The following is a 19138-nucleotide window of genomic DNA, read 5'->3' on the forward strand; positions in this document are numbered from 1 at the left end:
TCCGAGTACAACAGGTGAGACATCTCGTCGTCGTCCACGTGCACCTGCATATCGAGACACGTTTTCCCGTCGAGATTCGTTCTGTCGACTACGGCTGTCGGCGACGTTCGAGAGTGCAACTGTTCGCCGTCGACGTTCGCTTCGGTGAGTACCTCGTACTCGCCAGATTCAGACGACCATTCGTGAATTCGGACTGGCATCTCTCGTTGCGGTCCGATTTTCTGCGTCTCGCTATAGACCACGTTCCCGTCTCGTTTGACGGTGATGTCGAGGAGTACCTGCTCGTCGACAGTCCAAATTATCGTAACACTCCGGAGCGCCAGTGGTGGAGGACCGAACGACGAGCAGCCACTAAGTGAGCCGATTGTCGCAGCGGCGAGTAACTCTCTCCGATTGAATTTCATCTAAATGGCGGTTATCTGCGTTTTTGATGTCGTTATTCGCCGGTCAGGGCCGCCCGCAACTCCTCGGGTCCGTCCACGATTTCGTCCGCCAGCGAGAGGTCTAATTCGGCGTTGTGGCCGACACGGTAGGCGATGGTGTAGGCCCCCGAGCGAACGCCCGATTCGATGCCGTTCACCGAATCTTCGACTACGACACAGTCCTCGGGGTCGTAGCCGAGTTCACTCGCGGCGTGCTCGTAGATGTGCGGTTCGGGTTTGCCGGGGTCGTCGATGTCGTCGGCAGAGAGCACGAGGTCGAGGGGGTCGAGGGCGAAGCGCTCGCGGACGACAGAAATCCACGACTGCGGGGCCGACGAGACGATGGCGACTTTCTTGCCGTTCTCGCGGAGGGTCGAAAAGAGTGACTCCGCGCCGTCCATCAGGACGACCTTCTCGCCGTAGAGGTCTACAGCGTTCGCCTCGTAGGCCTCGATGAACTCGGGTTTGGAGACGGTGGTGCCGTATTCCGCGTCGAGGTAGTCGTAGATTTCGCGGAAGTTCATCCCCGTAATCTCCTCGTGGTCGGGGTCGCCCGACTCGATGGCGTCGGCGAAGACCCACTCGTCTTCGAACGCGTGCCAGTAGGGTTCGGAATCGACCAACACACCGTCCATGTCGAACAGCACGACCGGTTTGTCCATACCTCGGGCGTCGTGCCCGCCGACCAAAGGCCTTCGTGCCGCGGCATCACTGATGGACCCCGTTTTGGCATCAGTGATAGACCTTCGCCCGTAGGTTGAAATCGGAATTCGAACAGACCCCGGCGCATGGAATCTATCCGCATCTTCGCGGGCGACTGCACCGTCGAATTCGAAGGCTCGCGCGACCGGACCCAACGCGGCCGGGTCGTCGTCGTCGCCAAACCCGACCGAACCGTCCTCGTCCACGACGCAGACGGCTATCAACCGGTCGCGTGGCTCACCCGCGCCGACTCGCTCACGGTCGAATCAGGTCCGGGGTCGTTCGGACTCGTCGCCCGCGCTGGCGAGCAACGCTTGGAAGTCAAATCCAACGACGTGACCGGCCGTGCCGAGTATCCGACGACTGCCGCGGGCGTTCCGGTCGGGTCGCACCCAGACACGGGCGAACCGATGGTTCGGTCTGCCGGTTCTGTCGCCGGACTCGACTCGGGCGTCGAGTACCCGCTCCCCGCCGGAAGCACCGTCCTCGATTCGACCTGTGACGACTGCGGTCTCCCCCTCGTTCACGTCGAACGCGGCGCGGCGTTCGACGTCTGTCTCGACCGCTCGTGCGACCCGCTCGACGAGCGCGTGAAAGCCCGATTCGACGGCGAGTGGTCGTGTCCCGACTGCGACTCGCCGCTCCGAATCATCTACCGCGGCGGCCGCCTGCTCGCCGGATGCGACGCCTACCCCGAGTGCGAGACTGCCTTCTCGCTCCCCTCGGGCGTCGCGGTCGATACGTGCGAGTGCGGACTTCCCATCTTCGAGACCGCACGCGGGCGTCGGTGTCTGGACTCGACCTGTGAGTTCGCATGACTGGAGGCCCGCGGCGTCGTCCGTGGTCCCGTCGCTGGCGACAGGGCCACCCGCCCATCGCCGCCGCCCGCATCGCAGACCCTTTGTCGTCGCCCGCCTCCCCAGTGAGTATGCAAGGACGCCTCGACGACCACTCCGTCCACCTGCCGGGCGACGCCCGGCAGCGCTTCTACGACTCACGAGGCTACGGCAAACCCACCGGCGGCAACGACCTCATCGTCGCCCCGGTGGAGGCCGCACACCTCCTCGCCCGCGGTGACATCGACGGTGTAGACGGCATGGGCTTGCGCGAACTGCTCGCCCGAACCGGCACGACGCTCGATTTCGTCGTCTACAAAGACCTCCGCGACCGGGGATTCTACCTCTCGCCCGCCCGCGACGACTGGCCCGGCGTAGACAGCGACGTGGCCGACGGTGCCGACTTCGTCGTCTACCCGCGCGGCAACGGCCCGTGGGACGGCGAGGTCGAACACCGAATGCGCGTCGTCGGCGAACGCGAATCCATCTCCGTCGATGGACTCGGCGACGTGGTCCTCGCCATCGTTGACGAGGACGGCGATTTGACCTACTTCGACACGGAGGCGTACGACCCCGAAGGCACCGCGACCGAGGACCTCCCCTCGGACCTCGACGCGCAACTCCTCTCGGACCGCGCGCTCCTCTGGTCCGGGATGGACGACGTGTATCAGCAGGGCTTCTTCGGCCAGCGCCTCTACGGTCGGAACGCCGACGACGGCCCGCTCCAACTCTCGCTGCTCGAAGCCGCCCATCTCGCTCGACAGGGTGCGGTCGATATCGACGAGGCCGACGTCGTCGCCTGCGGCCGCGACGTGGAAGGCGACCGATTCGACCGCCGTCTCGCGGTGTACTCCGAACTCCGAGCGGCCGGGACCGTCCCGAAGAGCGGCTTCAAGTTCGGCTCGGACTTCCGGGTCTACACCGACTTCGAGTCCGTCTCGGACCTCTCGCACTCCGAGTTCCTCGTGCGCGTCGTGACGCCCGACCACACGTTCGCCCCCCGCGATCTGTCGCTCGACGTGCGCCTCGCCGGCGGTGTCCGCAAACGAATGGTTTTTGCGCTGACCGACGCCAAGCAGAAGGTAGACTGGCTTTCGGTCAGTCGGCTTACGCCATGACACGAGACGAACCCGCGGAGCGTATCCGCACCGATGGAGGGACAGCAGAGGGAGCCGACGAAGTCGCTCTCGACCCGTGGGGCTCGTCAACCATCGCCGACTACCGGAAACTGTTCGAGGAGTTCGGCATCGAGGAGTTCGACGACGTGCTCGACGAGGTGCCGAACCCCCACTACCTGATGCGCCGCGGCGTCATCTTCGGCCACCGCGACTACCGACCGGTTCTCGAAGCCATGCGCGACGGCGACGACTTCGCCGTCCTCTCTGGCTTCATGCCGACCGGCGACCCACACATCGGCCACAAGTTGGTCTTCGACGAGATAATCTGGCACCAACAGCAGGGCGGCGATGCGTACGGTCTCATCGCCGACATGGAGGCCCACTCCGCCCGCGGCATCTCGTGGGACGAGATAAACGAGCACAGCCGCGACTACCTGCTGTCGCTCATCGCGCTCGGCTTCGACACCGACGAGGGCGAACTCTACCGGCAGTCGGACAACGACCGACTCCAGCGACTCGCCTTCGAACTCGGCGGGAAGGCGAACTTCTCGGAGTTCCAAGCCATCTACGGCTTCGACGGCGAGACCAACGTCTCGCACATGCAATCGGTCGTCACCCAGATGGCCGACATCCTCTACCCGCAACTGGACGACCCGATGCCGACGGTTATCCCGGTCGGTCCCGACCAGGACCCGCACGTTCGCTTCGCCCGCGACCTCTCCGAACGGATGCGCTTTTTCAAGGTGACCGAGGCGTTCGCGTCCTTCGAACTGGACGACACCGAACGACCACTCGTCGCCGCGGCCTACGATGCCCGCGACGAGTACGCCGAAGACGCCGACGTGCCCCGGTGCGGCGAAGCCGCCGAGTGGCTCGCCGACGCCAACCTCGACGCCGAAGGTATCCTCGTCGCCGACTCAGTCCGAGACAGCGCCGTAAAGAAACTCGAAAACGCGGGCATGGAACCGCTCCGCCCGCGGATTCGGTTCTTCGCCCGCCAAGCGACGGACGAAGCGTTCGAGGCGCTCATCGAGGACATCGACGGCGAGAAACGGCGCTACGACCAGCACATCGACGCCTTCGAAATGAGCGTCGATGCGGCCGAAGACCTCGCCCGCGAAGTCGAGGCTCACCACGGCGGCTACGGCTTCATCCCGCCGTCTTCGACCTACCACCGCTTCATGACGGGTCTCACCGGCGGCAAGATGTCCTCGTCGATTCCGGCGAGTCACATCTCGCTCTTGGACGACCCGGAAGACGGCTACGACAAGGTCAAATCCGCCACCACCGGCGGCCGCGACACGGCCGAAGAGCAGCGCGAACTCGGCGGCGAGGCCGACAAGTGCCCGGTGTACGAACTCTACGCCTACTTACTCACGGGCGACGACGACGAGTTCGCCAAGAAGGTCTACGACGAGTGTGTCGGCGGCGAGCGACTGTGTGGCGGCTGTAAGGAGGAGGCCGCGACGCTGATGCGCGAGTTCCTCGAAGACCACCAAGAGAAGCGCGAAGAGGCCGAGGAACTCCTCGACTCGCTCGATATCGACTTGGAGACGGAGCGACGAGGGGTCGCAGCCGAGCATTAGCGAGGCTGCGGCTCGTGGCGTCTTTGACGACACGGTGTTGCCGCCGAACATTAGTGAGGCGGCAGCTCGTCGCGCCTGTAACGTGCGACGGTGTTGCCGCGGAGCATTAGCGACGTGGCGACTCGTGAGGCGCGAAGCGTCTCACGGTGGTTTGTCGAGCGTAAGCGAGACAAACGTCGAGAATCTTTGATTCTCGGTATTTCACCGAGCGGAGCGAGGTGAAGTGGCGGCCGACCACTAACTCGACTACAACCCCACGTCTTCGCCGACGTTCCGCTCTTTTGCTTTCTCGTAGAGATACTGCGCAGTCGCCGCATCGAGCACCGCCGACCCGACGCTCTCGACGACCAGAATCTCGTCGTCAGCCTCGCGGCCTGCGTCGCCTTCGAACACGTCCGAGAGCGGCACGAGGTCAGACTCTGACAGCCCAGACGCCTGAATATCGCCGATGTCGGCGACTTCCTCGGGCACGTCGGCGAACACCCGCGCGGCGCGCTCGAACGTCCTCGCATCGAGTTCCTGCATCTCGGCTGTGTAGGCCCCGACGGCGACGACGAGTGTTCCTGATTCGAGCAACTCGCCGGCGAAGACGGGGTCGTCGCTGGTCGTCGCGGTCACGACGACGTTCGACCCAGAGACGGCTTTTTCCGGCGATTCGACCGCTTCTGCGTGGATTCCTTCGTCGCGCAGGTCGGCCGCGCACTCCTCGCGGGAGTCGCTCGGCGAGTAGACGCGTACGGATTCGATGTCGCAGGCGGCGGCGATGGCGCGCGTTTGCCAGCGCGCTTGTGTTCCCGCGCCGAAGACGCCGAGTCGAATCGGGTCGGACGCGAGATATTCGGCGGCCAACCCGCCGATACAGCCGGTTCGAGCGCTCGTAATCGTGGTTCCGTCGAGGAGCGAGAGCGGGAGACCAGTCGTCGCGTCGGTCAGGACCACCTGTGCGTTGACGGTTGGGAGACACTGAGCGACGTTGCCCGGATGGACGGCCGCGAGTTTGGTCGCGTACACGTCGCGGCCGTGGATGTAGGCGGGCATGGTGAGCGCAGTCCCGAGCGGCGAGTCGGTTTCGGACTCGCTGGCCGGATTCGACTCGTTGATTCCGTTCCGGACTGAATCGACGTCGATGCCGACCGGGAAGTGGGGTCTCGGTGGGCGTTCGACCTCGCCGCGACCCTGTTTGACGAACGCCGCTTCGACGACTGGAAAGAGTTCTGAAAGCGAGAGAAGACCGCGAATCACGTCCACCGAGAGAATCCGGACCATACGGCGACTTCTCACCGGGGTCTGGTTAACGTTTCGTGCATTGCTGGCACGGCACACATTTATCGCCGGCCTGTCTCTACATCGAGCATGCACGTCCTCATCGTCGGTGGCGGCGTCGTCGGACTCGCGTGTGCCCACGCGCTGTGCACCCGTGGCGTCCACGTCACTGTCTGCGAGGCGGGGTCGCTCGGTAGCGGGAGCACCGGACGCGCCGCAGGCGGGATTCGAACCCAGTTTTCGACCCGCGTGAACGTGGACCTCTCGCTGGCGAGCATCCCCGTCTGGGAGTCCTTTAGCCAAGCATTCGGCGTCGATATCGACTACCGAAAGACGGGCTATCTCTTCGTCGCCCGAACCGAGGAGACAGCCGACGCGTTCCGCGACAACGTCTCCATGCAGAACGAGGCGGGCGCGCAGAGCGAACTCCTCTCGCCCGACGAAGCCCGAACGCACCTCTCCGGCCTGCGCGACGAGCAGTTCGTCGCGGCGACGTACTCGCCGCTGGATGGCATCGCCGACCCGCACTCCGCAGTACAGGGATTCGCGGAGGCAGTTCGGAGCGTCGGCGGCGACATCCGAACGAAGACCCCAGTGACGGGACTGACGCGGGCGGGCGAGAAGTGGACGGTCGAGACGCCCGACGAGACGCTCACGGCCGATTTCGTGGTCAACGCCGCGGGCGCGTGGTCACGAGCGATTGGCGAACTCGCGGGCGTCGAGTTACCGATTGCACCGCGCCGTCGGCAGGCCGCGGTGGTCGAACCTGAGACGAGACTCCCCGACGACGCGCCGTTGACTATCGACCTCGATACGGGGTCGTACTTCCGCCCGGAGCGCGAGGGAACGGCGCTCGTCGGCGGACACTTCTCGGCGACCGACCCCGACGTGAACCCCGACCGATTCGACCAGTCGATGGACATCGAGTGGGCCGTCGAAGCGACCGAACGCGCCGACGACTGCGCGGCCTACTTCGGTCCCGAGACCAGAATCAGAAACGGCTGGGCGGGCTTGTACGCCGTCACGCCCGACCACCACGCAATCGTGGACGAGGTGGCTCCGGGATTCGTCGTCGCCGCCGGATTCTCGGGCCATGGCTTCCAGCACGCGCCCGCGACGGGCCACGCCGTGGCCGACCTGTGTCTCGGCGAGGACACGGGGTCGGTCGATATCTCCGAGCTATCTGTCGAGCGATTCGAGTCGGGCACGACGTTGACAGAACAGAACGTCGCTTGAGTGCCCAGAACGTCGCTTGAGAGCTGAGCGCCGAGGGTCGCGCGTGCCTCAACGCTCACGAGAACTCGCTCAGGTGCTCATGTTCACGACGGTCCGGAGTTCGCCGCGGACGCGTTTCGGGTCGGCAACGTCTTGCGACGAGAGCACCCGATAGCCGCCGTCGTCCTCCACGACGCGATAGGTCGTCGAACCGTCGTCGAACTCGTAGGGCGGCGAGGTCTTCACGACGAACGCGTCGATGTCGTCCCTGTCGTCGGGGCGGTTCGGGGGCTTGACGATGAGCGAGGCCTCGTGGCCGATTTCGAGCGAATCGAGGAGGCCTTGGACGGTGTTCATTCGTGAGTGGTCGAAGTGCTCCCACTAGACGTTTACTGCCGATTTCACGCGGGAGACGCGCAACGCTTTTAGTTCAGACTCACAATCGCTCCCCTATGGCAACCGAACCCACTCGCCGGACGCGCGTGCGCGAACCGACCACCGACGGGTTCGGCTTCTTCTTTCTGACCGCCTGAGGTCGGCGGACTCCACCCGAGTGTGACCACGCTCGCTGGACGAAACCGACCCCTTCGGTCACCCGCACGACGGCGGGCCTTCGAAACTGCTAACCGACTACCAGACGGCTCACACGACAACAATCAGATGCGACTTCCGGAATCACAGGTCGCGGTGTTGAACGCCGCGAGCGCGACAGACGAACAGACGATAGAACAACTCGCGGAGGAGTTAGGAATAAAACCCGAGACGGTGACGGGCGCGGTGTTCGACCTCCGCGACGACGGACTCGTCTCGGTCTCCGAGACGGTCGAAGAGACGGTCGAACTCACCGACGAGGGCGAGGAGTACGCCGAGGAGGGACTTCCCGAGGTGCGACTCTTCCGCGCCGCGCTCGACGTGGGCGACGGCGACTCAATCCCGATGGGACAGGTCATCGGCGCGTCCTCGCTCGCCGGTCCCCAAGTAGACATCGCGCTCTCGAACTTCGCGCGAAAGGGCTACGGCCGCATCGACTCGGGCGAACTCGTCCCCGACGCGGACGCCAGTCCCGACGGCGACGAAGAGGCCGCCGCGCTCTCGGCGCTCCTCGATGGCGAATCGGTCGATGGCGACGTGCTCGACCAACTCGAATCGAGAAACCTCGTCGTTCGCCACGAATCGACGATTCGCTCGGTGCTCCTCACCGACGAGGGCGTCGATGCGCTGATGATGGGCGTCGAGGCCGCCGAGACCGTCTCGCGTCTCACCCCCGAGATGCTGACCTCGGGCGAGTGGCAGGACGTGGAGTTCACCGAGTACAACGTCGAGGCCGACGCGCCCGTGGTCCAAGGCGGGAAGAAACACATCCTCCGGCAGACCGCCGACCGCGTGAAAGACGTGCTCGTCGGCATGGGCTTCTCCGAGATGGAAGGCCCGCACGCCGACGCCGACTTCTGGATTAACGACTGTCTGTTCATGCCGCAGGACCACCCGGCGCGGACCCACTGGGACCGCTTCGCCCTCGACGTGCCGCCGATGGAGGACATCCCGGAAGACCTCATCGAGCGCGTCCGCTCGGCCCACCTCGAAGGAGTTGGCGACGACGGCGACGGCTACCACTCGCCGTGGTCCGAGGACTTCGCCCGCGCCATCGCGCTTCGCGGCCACACCACGTCGCTGTCGATGCGCTACCTCTCGGGTCACGAAGTCGGCGAGCTAGAGCCGCCACAGCGGTACTTCTCGGTCGAGAAGGTGTACCGAAACGACACGCTCGACCCGACGCACCTGCTCGAATTCTACCAAATCGAGGGGTGGGTCATGGCCGAAGACCTCTCGGTGCGCGACCTGATGGGCACCTTCGAGGAGTTCTACTCGCACTTCGGCATCACGGATATCCAGTTCAAACCGCACTACAATCCCTACACCGAACCGTCGTTCGAACTGTTCGGTCGTCACCCGGAGACGGGCGAACTCATCGAAATCGGGAACTCGGGGATGTTCCGCGAGGAAGTCCTGCGACCCCTCGGCGTCGAGTGCGACGTGATGGCGTGGGGGCTCGCCCTCGAACGCCTCTTGATGCTCATGTACGGCTTCGACGACATCCGCGACGTACACGGAACGCTGTGTGACCTCGACCTGCTCCGCGAAACGGAGGTAATCCGATAATGCCCGTAGTTGACGTTCAACCCGACGAACTCCGCGAACTGACCGGCCACGAAGACAAATCCGACGACGAGTTCAAAGACGACCTGTTCGCGCTCGGTCTCGAATTCGAGGGCGTCACCGAGGACGGCGCGTTCCAACTCGAATTCGGTCCCGACCGACTGGACCGCCTCTCGGTCGAGGGTGTCGCGCGCTCGCTTCGCTACCAGTACGGTGACGCCCGCGGCGTGGCCGTCCCGAAGACGAACGACCCCGACTGGACCATCGTCGTGGACGAGTCCGTCCCGGACGAGCGCCCCTACGTCACCGGCGCGGTCGTCCGCGGCGTTGACCTCGACGACCCGGCGCTGGAGTCGCTCATCCAGTTGCAGGAGAAGCTTCACGCGACGATGGGTCGCAAGCGCGCCAAGGGCGCAATCGGCATCCACGACCTGACGATGCTGAAAGGCGACGTCCTGTCTGAGGACGCGTCGGGCAACTCGATTACGTACAAGGGCGTCGAACCAAAGGGCGACACGTTCGTCGCGCTCGACTCGAACGACGAGTGGACGCCCGAAGAGGTGCTCGAACAGCACGCGACCGGGCAGAAGTACGCCGACCTCGTCCGCGGCTACGACCGCTATCCGGCCATCTACGACGAAATCGGCCTGTTCTCGTTCCCGCCGGTCATCAACGGCCGCCGAACCGAAGTGACCACCGACTCGCGCGACCTGTTCGTCGAACTCACGGGCACCGACCAGTGGACCATCGACCGGATGTGCAACATCATCTGCTACGCGCTGGCCGCCCGCGGGGCGACCATCGAGGAGGTCGAAGTCGAGTACGACTCCGGAACCGTGGTCAAACCCGACTTCGAAGTCGAGACGAAGCACGTCAGTCACGACCGCATCGAGACGATTCTGGGCGTCGAGTTGGAGATGGACGAGGTCATCGACCTGTTCGAGCGCTCCGGGATGGACGCGAACGCGGAATTGGGAGACGAAATCGTCTACGAGGTCTCCATTCCGCCGTACCGCGTGGACGTGCTCTCGCCGCTCGACCTCGTGGACGACGTTGGTCGGGCCTACGGCTTCAACGAACTCGAACCGCGGTATCCCGACGTGGGGACGGTCGGTGAGCGTCACGCGCGCTCCCGGCTCGAAGACGCCGCCCGCACCTCGCTCGTCGGTCTCGGTTTCGAGGACCTCCTCAACTTCCACATGATTTCCGAGGAGGAGAACTACGAGCGCATGGGCGTCGAAACGGGCACGTCAGTCCTCGGCGGCGGCGAACCCGCCTCTATCACCGAACCCTACAGCGAGGACTACACGATGCTTCGGTCGTGGGTGCTCCCGTCGCTGACGATGGTGCTGGAGAACAACACCCACCGCGCCTACCCGCAGGACCTCGCCGAAATCGGTCACGTCGCCCACCGCGACGATTCGGAGAACACGCGGGTCGCGGAATCGCGCCACGTCGCGGCCGTCCTCGCCCGCCACGACGCGACCTACGAAGACGCAAAGAGTCGCCTGACGGCGCTCTGCCGCGACTTCGGCGTCGAACTGGAGACGCCCGCGACCGAGCACCCGTCGTTCATTCCGGGTCGAACTGCGTCGGTCGTCATCGACGGTGAGGAAGTGGGCGTCATGGGTGAACTCCACCCCCGCGTCATCGTCGAACACGACCTCGAACTGCCGGTCGCGGCGTTCGAGTTCGAGCTGTCGGCGCTGCAGTAAGCCGTCTCGGTCGTTTTCTGAATCTCCCCATTCAGCGCCGTTATCTCGCTGAATCGCCTCTCTCTAGTGATGAAAATACTCGTCACTGGCGCGACCGGGCAACAGGGTGGCGCCGTCATCGACCATCTCCTCTCGGGCGAGTTCGGCGAGCACGAGGTGTACGGTCTCACACGCGACCTCACCGACGACCGAGCACAGGAACTCGTCGCTCGCGGCGTCCACGTCGTCGAAGGCGACATGCGCGATTACGACCGCATGGTCTCGCTCATCTCGGGCGTCGAGGGCGTCTTCTGCGTGACGACGTTCTTCGAGGACGGTCCCGACGCGGAACTCGCACAGGGGTTGGCTGTCGTCGATGCCGCCGCCGACACCGGCGTCTCGCACCTCGTCTACTCGTCTGTTGACGGCGCGGAACGCTCACCCCTCCCGCACTTCCAGTCGAAGTTCGCTATCGAGCGACGGATTCGAGAGCGTGACCTCCCCGCGACGGTCGTCAGACCGGGCTACTTCATGCAGAACTTCGCGTGGCTGGCCGCCGATATCGAAGCCGGGAGGCTCTCGCTCCCCGTCTCGCCCGAGACGGTGCTCCACCTCGTCGATTCCGACGATGTCGGCCGGGCGGCGGCCGCAGCGTTCGCCGACCCCGCGCGGTTCCTCGGCGAGAGTTTCGAACTCGTCGGCGACGCGCTGACGCTCTCGGAGGTTGCGACGACGTTCGCCGACGCGCTCGCCCGTCCGGTCGAATTCGAACAGACGCCGAGTTCGGCCTACCGCGAGGCTCGGGGTGACGAAGTCGCCGACATGTACGCGTGGTTCGATTCGGGGGCCTACAGCCCGCGGCGTCCCGACCTGTCGCGGTTCGGTCTCGTCCCGCGAACCTTGGCCCAACACATCGACGAGAACGACGCGTGGCGACCGGCCCCCGCGCCGGTGAGATAACTATCGGTAATTTCTACCGCCGAGAGATTCCTTTCGTGCATGCAATATCGGGACGATAGAAATCTTTAGGCTGTGGCTCGTTGGGATTCTCGTATGAACGATAATGAACTACTCCGCGAGACGCTGGCAGTGACCCACGGCGAGCGCGGACAGGCCCCCGCGCCGGGCGTCGAGGACGTCGTCGTCCCCCTCCACCTCTCTTCGACGTACTCGATTCCCGATATCGACCCCGATGCCGACCTGGAGTTGCTCGACCCAGACGCGGGCGAGTATCTCTACTCGCGGCTGTCGAATCCGACGCGGAACGCGTTGGAACACCGACTCGCGGCGCTCGAAGGCGCGGAACACGCGCTCGCGTTCGTCTCCGGGACGGCGGCTATCGCCGCGACGATGATGGCGACGGTCCAGCCCGGCGACCACGTCGTGGCGTTCGAGGACCTCTACGGCGGGACGAAGACGATGCTCAACCGCCTGCTCGGCGAGAAACTCGGCGTCGAGGTGTCGTTCGTCGATGCGACCGACGTTTCGAACGTCGAAGAGGCGATGAGCGAGGACACGACGCTCATCTGGATGGAGACGCCGACGAACCCGCTCATGCACCTGTGTGACATCGAGGCAATCGCTTCCGTCGCCGACGAGTGGAACGTCACGTTCGGCGTCGATAACACCTTCCTCAGCCCCTACTTCCAGAACCCGCTGTCGCTCGGTGCGGACGTGGTCGTCCACAGCACGACGAAGTTTTTGAACGGGCACTCCGACTCCATCGGCGGTGCAGTCGTCACCGACTCGGACGACCTGATGGACGAACTCGCGTTCCTCCAGCGCGTCGGTATGGGGTCGATGCTCTCGCCGTTCGACTCCTACATGACCCTCCGCGGCATCAAGACGCTCCCGCTTCGGATGCGCCAGCACGAGGAGAACGCCATGGAAATCGCCCGGTTCCTCGAATCCCACGACGCGGTGACGCGAGTGCTGTATCCGGGTTTGGAGTCGCATCCACAGCACGAACTCGCCGCGCGCCAGCAGTCCGGATTCGGCGGCGTGCTCTCGTTCGAACTCGATACCGACCTCGACGGGACCGCGGAGTTCTTGGGCAACTTGCGGGAGTTCCCGCTTGCCGTGAGTCTCGGCGGGGTGGAGAGTCTCATCGAGCACCCCGCGACGATGACGCACTCGCCGCTCTCGCTGACCGAACGCGAGCGTCTCGGCATCTCGAACTCGCTTCTCCGGTTGTCCGTGGGTGTCGAACACGTGGACGACTTGCTTTCGGACCTCGACGCCGCGCTCTCGGTAGTCTGAGCGCCGGCGGTCGGTTTTCTCCGCTCTCTCGCCCGCATTCTAACCGAGTTGTTTAACAGTCTACCCAGTGGTAGATACGCCAACGCAATGCCGAGCGGAGAATATGACCCTGAAACCGTCGAAGCGAACTGGCAAGAGAGGTGGGTCGATGACGACCTGTACGCCTACCCGGACGCCGCGGTAGACTCGGATACCGTCTTCTCGATCGACACGCCGCCGCCGACGGTCTCCGGAAGCCTGCACTGGGGCCACGTCTACGGGGCGACCCTGCAGGACTTCGTCGCTCGGTTCAACCGAATGCGCGGGAAGGACGTGTTCTTCCCCTTCGGCTACGACGACAACGGCATCGCCTCGGAACTCCTGACCGAGGACGAACTCGGAATCAAGCACCAGGACTACGACCGACAGGAGTTCCAAGAGCTCTGCCGCGAGGTGACTTCGGAGTACGAGGCCGACTTCAACGAGAAGATGCAGAGCCTCGGTATCTCCATCGACTGGAACAACACCTACCAGACGATTTCGCCGCAGGTCCAGCGCGTCTCGCAACTCTCGTTTATCGACCTCTACGAGAAGGACCGCCAGTACCGCCAGCGCGCACCCGCAATCTGGTGTCCCGAGTGTGAGACGGCTATCTCGCAAGTCGAGACCGAAGACGACGAACAGCACTCGCACTTCCACGACATCGAGTTCGGCGTCGCCGACTCGGACGATTCGTTCGTCATCTCCACGACGCGACCCGAACTCCTCCCCGCGTGTGTCGCCGTCTTCGTCCACCCCGACGACGACGAGAACGAGGACCTCGTGGGCCAAGAGGCCGAGGTTCCGCTCTTCGGCCAGACCGTCCCGATTCTCGAAGACGAGCGCGTCGATTTGGAGACCGGAACCGGATTGGTCATGTGCTGTACCTTCGGCGACCAGACCGACATCGAGTGGTACCAGGCACACGACCTGCCGCTCCGAATCGCCATCGACGAGTCCGGCACGATGACCGACGTTGCGGGCGAGTACGCCGGTCTCTCCTCGGGTGAGGCGCGCGAGAAAATCGTCGCTGACCTCGACGACTCGGGCGCACTGCTCGACAAGCGCGCTATCACCCACACCGTCAACGTCCACGAGCGCTGTGGTACGAGCGTCGAGTTCCTCGTCAAGGACCAGTGGTACATCAAACTGCTCGACAAGCGCGAGGAGTATCTCGACGCTGGAAAAGCGATGGAGTGGTTCCCCGACAAGATGTTCACTCGGTACAAGAACTGGATCGAGGGACTCCAGTGGGACTGGGCGATTTCGCGCCAGCGGTCTTCGGGGATTCCGTTCCCGGTCTGGTACTGCGGCGAGTGCGAGCACGTCGTCGTCGCCGACAAGGAAGACCTGCCGGTTGACCCGCTCGCCGACGACCCGCCGGTCGATTCCTGTCCCGAGTGCGGTCACGACGAGTTCGTCGCCGAAGACGACGTCTTCGACACGTGGGCGACGTCGTCGCTGACGCCCCTCATCAACGCTGGCTGGGACTGGAACGCCGAGACCGAGTCCTTCGAGATGGACAAGCCCGAACTCTTCCCGTTCGACATGCGCCCGCAGGGTCACGACATCATCTCGTTCTGGCTCTTCCACACCGTCGTCAAGTGCTACGAGCACACGGGCGAGGTGCCGTTCGACAGCGTGATGATAAACGGGATGGTCCTCGACCAGAACCGCGAGAAGATGTCGAAGTCGGTCGGTAACGTCGTCTCGCCCGACGAAGTGCTGGAGAAGTTCCCCGTCGATGCCGCCCGCTACTGGGCCGCCGGAAGCGCCGTCGGCGACGACCTGCCGTATCAGGAGAAGGGTCTCGTCGCGGGCGAGAAACTCATGCGAAAGCTCTGGAACGCCTCGAAGTTGGTCGAGAGTCTGACCGAGGACGCACCCGAGGAGTTCGACCACGACGACCTGAAGTCTATCGACCGATGGCTCCTCGCCTCGATGGACCGCGAAATCGAGTTCGTCACCGAGAAACTCGAAAACCGGGAGTTCTCGAAGGCGCGCGACCGCCTCCGGAGTTTCTTCTGGCACACGTTCTGTGACGACTACCTCGAAATCGCCAAACAGCGCCTCCGCGAGGGCGACGACCCCTCGGCGGCCTACACGCTCCAGACCGCCCACCGGCGCTTCGTCGTCCTGTTCGCACCCGTCCTCGCGCACATCACCGAGGAACTCTGGGCAGACATGTACGACGAGGGTTCGAGCGTCCACCAGCAGGCGTGGCCCGAACCGCTCGGTCTCGACGCCGACTTCGAAGCGGGCGAGACGGCCATGGCCGTCGTCGGTGCCCTGCGAAAGTACAAGAGCGACGCGCAACTCCCGCTCAACGTCGAACTCGACGAAGTCGAAGTCTACGGCAACATCGACGGCTTCGAAGACGACATCAGCGGCGTGATGCACGTCGCGGACCTCTCTTCGACCACCGAAGAACCGCCTATCGAGTCGGTCATCGCGGGCATCGACCTCGACTACTCGGTCGTCGGTCCCGAGTTCGGTGCCAAGGTACCCGATATCGAGGCCGCACTCGCACAGGACGACTACGAACTCGTCGGCGACGAACTCCACGTCGCGGACGTCGAACTCGGCCCCGACATGTTCTCGGTCGAAGAAGCGCGCACCTACTCCGGCGAGGGCGACTTCGTCGAGACCGAGGGCGCGCTCGTCATCGTCAAGAACTGAGTAGTCGCTCGTCGGCGACCTTTTCTACCAGTCGCGCCCGTGGAGGTGGTTTTCGTCCGAGAGGCGGATATCGTCGAGCGCGAGGTGTGCGGCCTCCTCGACGGCGTCGTCGTCGGCTTTCAGCGCCCGCCCGAGTTCGCGCTCGACGTGCTGGCGTTCCACGCCGTCGGGGTGCGTCGTCATCCCGATTCGGCCGAGTGCGGTGGCCGCTTCGCATCGCACTGCCGTGCTGTCGTCGTAGTGGAGTGCGCTGACGAGGTCATCTCGGGCGCTCGTTGCGGTATTCTTCCCGAAGTAGCGTGCGGCCGCTCGTCGCTCTTCTTCCGTTCCGTCTCGTAGCCTCGCCACGAATCGGTTGTATCGTTCCTCGGTGGAATCCCACCCGTCGAAATCGAGGAGGTGAATCGTCGCACGGGTGAGTCGAATCCACGACCCGACGTGGAGTGGTTCGTCCGCCTCGTCGGGTCTGAACAGGACCGTTCCTGCCCCAACGTCGAGGACGCCTTTCCTGCCGTCATCCCCGACGTTCAACTCGGTCACTCGTCCTCGGAACACGGGACGGTTCTCGTCATCGACGGCGATTCGTCGCTCCCGTTCCCGAGACTCCGTAATCACTGCACAGAAGACATACAACTCGCAGGCCCGTTCCGTTCCGACGACTTCCCAGCTACCGAGTTTGCTCGGGTCGTAGACGTGGAACTTCGGCACGCCTTCGACTTCGAAGAGAACGTCCTGTGTGTACACCGTCCCACGGTACACTGCCGAGGGATGCGATGCGACGATTTGCCCGGTCAGTGACGCTCGCACGAGAAAACCGACAGCGGCCGTCGATATAACGCTTCGTCAGCGCTCGGTGCCGACGGCTTCGTCGATGGAGTCGAAGCCGTCGCGTTCGAGGAGGTCGAGGAGTCCCGCGTTGATGTCGCGGGCGATGCTCGGGCCTTCGTAGACGAGTCCGGTGTAGAGTTGGACCATCGACGCGCCGGCGCGAATCTTCTCGTAGGCTCCCTCCGCGTCGGAGACGCCGCCGACGCCGACGATGGGGACGTCGGTTCGGTCGGCGATGAAGCGAATCATCTCGGTCGCTTCGTGCTCGATTGGCTTCCCCGAGAGACCGCCCTTCTCGGCTCGGTTGGGGTTCCGGAGCGAGTCGGGGCGCGAGGTGGTGGTGTTGCTGGCGATGATGCCGTCCAACGCGAGTTCGTCCACGACGGCGAGGGCGTCCTCGACTGCCGGCTCGGGGAGGTCCGGTGAGAGTTTGACCAAGAGCGGGTCTGCGCCCGCATCGACGAGCTCGCCGAGAATCGCTTCGAGCGAGTCGCGGTTCTGGAGTTCGCGGAAGCCCTGACTGTTGGGACACGAGACGTTGACGACGACGTAGTCCGCACCGTCGGTGACCCGTTCGTAGGTGTAGCGGTAGTCCTCGGGTGCGTCTTCTGTCGGCGTCACCTCCGAGAGTGCGAGGTTGACGCCGACTGGGATGTCGGGATGCGGCCCTTCGGAGAGTCGCTCGCCGATGACGTCCGCACCTTCGTTGTTGAGTCCCATCCGGTTGATGAGCGCGCCGTCCTCGGGGAGTCGAAACATCCGGGGGCGCGGGTTTCCGGGTTGGGGCTTCGCGGTGACACCGCCGACTTCGACGTGGCCGAAGCCGAGCGCCGCGAGCATCGTCGGGAGTTCCGCGTTCTTGTCGAAGCCGGCTGCGACACCAACCGGGTTCGGGGAGTCGAGACCGAACACGGTGGTCGATAGCCGGGAGTCATCTACGCGATATCGTCGTTCGAGTGCGGACTCGACGGGCGTTCCGCGAGCGGACTGCAAGAGGCTGTGAATCGATTGATGCGCCGTTTCGGGCGGGAGTGAGAAGAGGAGCGGTTTTGCGAGATGGTATGGGTTCATATCGTGGTCTGTGTCTCGACTGGCATCACCGTCGTGACGCCGCGAAATCCCGACCTAGAAGTCGTGTTCGACTTGGTCTGGGTCTGCTTTCTGGATGATGATCTTTCCGTCGCGGACTCGGACGAACACTTCGTCACCGATCTCCATTCCCGCAACGGCGAGTTCGTCTTCGTGAAGGTTCACGTGCACGTTGTGGTACTCGCCGTTCTCATCTTTGGCGCCACTCGGACTGAGCTTCTTTTTCCGGACCATCTGGGGGTCTATCCGTTGGTTCGCCGCAGGGAATACATAAGTGTTGTCTCCGTGGGTCAACTTTTCGCATCAGTCATGCAAGATGATGTGTTGTCCAGTTGGATAGTCGTCGTGCGGTGAGTTCCCCCGGTCGCTCAGTCGCACATTCAGGGGGAGTATATAAGCATGGCCCCGTCGTCGGTCGAAATTCGGCGATATATTTATGATGTGCCATGTGGTTCATTGGCATAGAGGTGGAAAATCATGGTACGCGAGGACGGTAAACGGAACTTCGTACTCCGAGAGGAGAATGGTAAAGAATCGAGCGTTTTCTCAGGAAGTATGCCACGGCAGGCAGCACTCAAAGCAGCACGGCGGCTAGACCCCGCCGGCTCTGAGGACGAGGCGAAATCGAGTCCAACAGAGATTCGACTTCGTGAGAAAGGAACAGACAAAGTCCACATCTTCAACGCCTGGGCGTGGACGAGCAACGCCCCCGGTGACAAACCGGACTGGATGGAAGGAGAGATTACCAAGGGCAACGTCTCCAAGCAAGGGATTGAGCACCTCGACGAGTAATCGGTCGCTGCAGATTATTTCTTACACGCGTACGCGTACGAGCGACGATAGTCGATAGCCATTTGAGTACGGCCACGTCAGTTCTCGCTGCGCGACCAACACCCGGTCAGACCTGACGTACGATGCGAGGGATGACCGACCGGCCTCCAGTCGCGCGATACCTATTCGCCTGTGAGCGACTGCCACGCTCGATTGACGTTCTCCACGCCATGAAACCGCATGACGAAGCGCCATCGGTTCGACGGCCTTTTATGTTACCCCGGCATTGGAAGTAATGTGAAGAAGCGCCCCGGGGCACACGCCCCAGGGGGCTTCACTTCCGAGCCTCCACACGAGGTCGTTCGGTGCACATCAGGGTGACACACTCTCCCGATGTGCCCACCAAACGACGACCTTAAGTGTGAAAGGGCATTTCGGAAGAATGCACAAGACAACAACGCGATTTCAGGGCGCTTCAACGCGTCCTGATTCACGGACCCA

Annotated in this window: 16 protein-coding genes; 10 read left to right on the forward strand and 6 right to left on the reverse strand. The window is 63.7% G+C overall.

Annotation, left to right across the window (positions count from 1 at the left end; all coding sequences use genetic code 11):
* Positions 1-436: 436 nt before the first annotated feature.
* Positions 437-1084 carry an HAD family hydrolase gene (locus tag ACFQJC_RS16805; protein ID WP_390225533.1) on the reverse strand — a complete coding sequence of 216 codons (648 nt, stop codon included), beginning with the start codon at positions 1082-1084 and terminating at the stop codon, positions 437-439.
* Between the two features lie 126 nt (positions 1085-1210).
* Here ACFQJC_RS16805 and ACFQJC_RS16810 point away from each other — a divergent pair, with 126 nt between their 5' ends.
* The 3 genes from ACFQJC_RS16810 (at position 1211) to ACFQJC_RS16820 (ending at position 4664) form a co-directional block, all read left to right on the forward strand.
* Positions 1211-1942 (forward strand): PDDEXK family nuclease, encoded by a 732-nt coding sequence (locus tag ACFQJC_RS16810; RefSeq protein WP_390225535.1) that lies wholly within the window; start codon positions 1211-1213, stop codon positions 1940-1942.
* A gap of 110 nt (positions 1943-2052) precedes the next feature.
* Positions 2053-3078 (forward strand): tRNA-intron lyase, encoded by a 1026-nt coding sequence (endA, locus tag ACFQJC_RS16815; RefSeq protein ID WP_390225537.1) that lies wholly within the window; start codon positions 2053-2055, stop codon positions 3076-3078.
* On the forward strand, positions 3075-4664 hold the full coding sequence (locus tag ACFQJC_RS16820) for a tryptophan--tRNA ligase (protein ID WP_390225539.1): 1590 nt from the start codon (positions 3075-3077) through the stop codon (positions 4662-4664). The genes endA and ACFQJC_RS16820 overlap by 4 nt, the downstream gene beginning before the upstream one ends.
* Before the next feature lie 246 nt (positions 4665-4910).
* Here ACFQJC_RS16820 and ACFQJC_RS16825 read toward each other — a convergent pair whose 3' ends face one another.
* Complete coding sequence (locus tag ACFQJC_RS16825; RefSeq protein ID WP_390225541.1) at positions 4911-5930, reverse strand: ornithine cyclodeaminase family protein; 1020 nt, start codon at positions 5928-5930, stop codon at positions 4911-4913.
* 87 nt (positions 5931-6017) lie between these two features.
* Here ACFQJC_RS16825 and ACFQJC_RS16830 point away from each other — a divergent pair, with 87 nt between their 5' ends.
* Positions 6018-7163, forward strand: coding sequence for an NAD(P)/FAD-dependent oxidoreductase (locus tag ACFQJC_RS16830; RefSeq protein ID WP_390225543.1), 1146 nt, complete (start codon positions 6018-6020; stop codon positions 7161-7163).
* A gap of 69 nt (positions 7164-7232) precedes the next feature.
* On the opposite strand, the gene ACFQJC_RS16835 is transcribed toward ACFQJC_RS16830, so the two are convergent.
* A complete protein-coding gene (locus ACFQJC_RS16835) occupies positions 7233-7499 on the reverse strand; it encodes a hypothetical protein (protein WP_390225546.1) in 267 nt (88 codons plus the stop codon).
* 303 nt (positions 7500-7802) lie between these two features.
* On the opposite strand from ACFQJC_RS16835, the gene pheS reads away from it, so the two are divergent.
* The 5 genes from pheS to ACFQJC_RS16860 all read left to right on the forward strand — a co-directional run bounded on the left by pheS (position 7803) and on the right by ACFQJC_RS16860 (position 15949).
* On the forward strand, positions 7803-9302 hold the full coding sequence (gene pheS, locus ACFQJC_RS16840; protein WP_390225548.1) for a phenylalanine--tRNA ligase subunit alpha: 1500 nt from the start codon (positions 7803-7805) through the stop codon (positions 9300-9302).
* Entirely contained in the window at positions 9302-11014 is a 1713-nt protein-coding gene (gene pheT / locus ACFQJC_RS16845) for a phenylalanine--tRNA ligase subunit beta (RefSeq protein WP_390225551.1), read from the forward strand. The genes pheS and pheT overlap by 1 nt, the downstream gene beginning before the upstream one ends.
* 69 nt (positions 11015-11083) lie before the next feature.
* Positions 11084-11953 carry an NmrA/HSCARG family protein gene (locus ACFQJC_RS16850; RefSeq protein ID WP_390225553.1) on the forward strand — a complete coding sequence of 290 codons (870 nt, stop codon included), beginning with the start codon at positions 11084-11086 and terminating at the stop codon, positions 11951-11953.
* Positions 11954-12046: 93 nt separating this feature from the next.
* Positions 12047-13252 carry a trans-sulfuration enzyme family protein gene (locus ACFQJC_RS16855; protein WP_390225555.1) on the forward strand — a complete coding sequence of 402 codons (1206 nt, stop codon included), beginning with the start codon at positions 12047-12049 and terminating at the stop codon, positions 13250-13252.
* 87 nt (positions 13253-13339) lie between these two features.
* Positions 13340-15949, forward strand: coding sequence for a valine--tRNA ligase (locus ACFQJC_RS16860; protein ID WP_390225557.1), 2610 nt, complete (start codon positions 13340-13342; stop codon positions 15947-15949).
* A 24-nt stretch (positions 15950-15973) separates the two neighbouring features.
* Here the strand turns inward: ACFQJC_RS16860 and ACFQJC_RS16865 are convergent, their stop codons facing one another.
* From ACFQJC_RS16865 to ACFQJC_RS16875, 3 genes are read right to left on the reverse strand one after another with little or no spacing between them, the layout of a single operon-like run.
* Complete coding sequence (locus ACFQJC_RS16865; protein ID WP_390225559.1) at positions 15974-16756, reverse strand: HEAT repeat domain-containing protein; 783 nt, start codon at positions 16754-16756, stop codon at positions 15974-15976.
* Between the two features lie 36 nt (positions 16757-16792).
* The gene (locus ACFQJC_RS16870) at positions 16793-17848 is read right to left on the reverse strand and encodes a quinone-dependent dihydroorotate dehydrogenase (protein ID WP_390225561.1); all 1056 of its coding nucleotides are present in this window, start codon (positions 17846-17848) and stop codon (positions 16793-16795) included.
* 54 nt (positions 17849-17902) lie between these two features.
* Positions 17903-18100, reverse strand: coding sequence for a hypothetical protein (locus ACFQJC_RS16875; RefSeq protein WP_004044784.1), 198 nt, complete (start codon positions 18098-18100; stop codon positions 17903-17905).
* A gap of 243 nt (positions 18101-18343) precedes the next feature.
* Between ACFQJC_RS16875 and ACFQJC_RS16880 the strand changes: the two genes are divergently transcribed.
* Positions 18344-18658 (forward strand): non-histone chromosomal MC1 family protein, encoded by a 315-nt coding sequence (locus tag ACFQJC_RS16880; RefSeq protein ID WP_390225564.1) that lies wholly within the window; start codon positions 18344-18346, stop codon positions 18656-18658.
* Positions 18659-19138: the final 480 nt, after the last annotated feature.

The sequence above is a fragment of the Haloferax namakaokahaiae genome, from assembly GCF_042663225.1.
In the GTDB taxonomy this organism is placed as follows: domain Archaea; phylum Halobacteriota; class Halobacteria; order Halobacteriales; family Haloferacaceae; genus Haloferax; species Haloferax namakaokahaiae.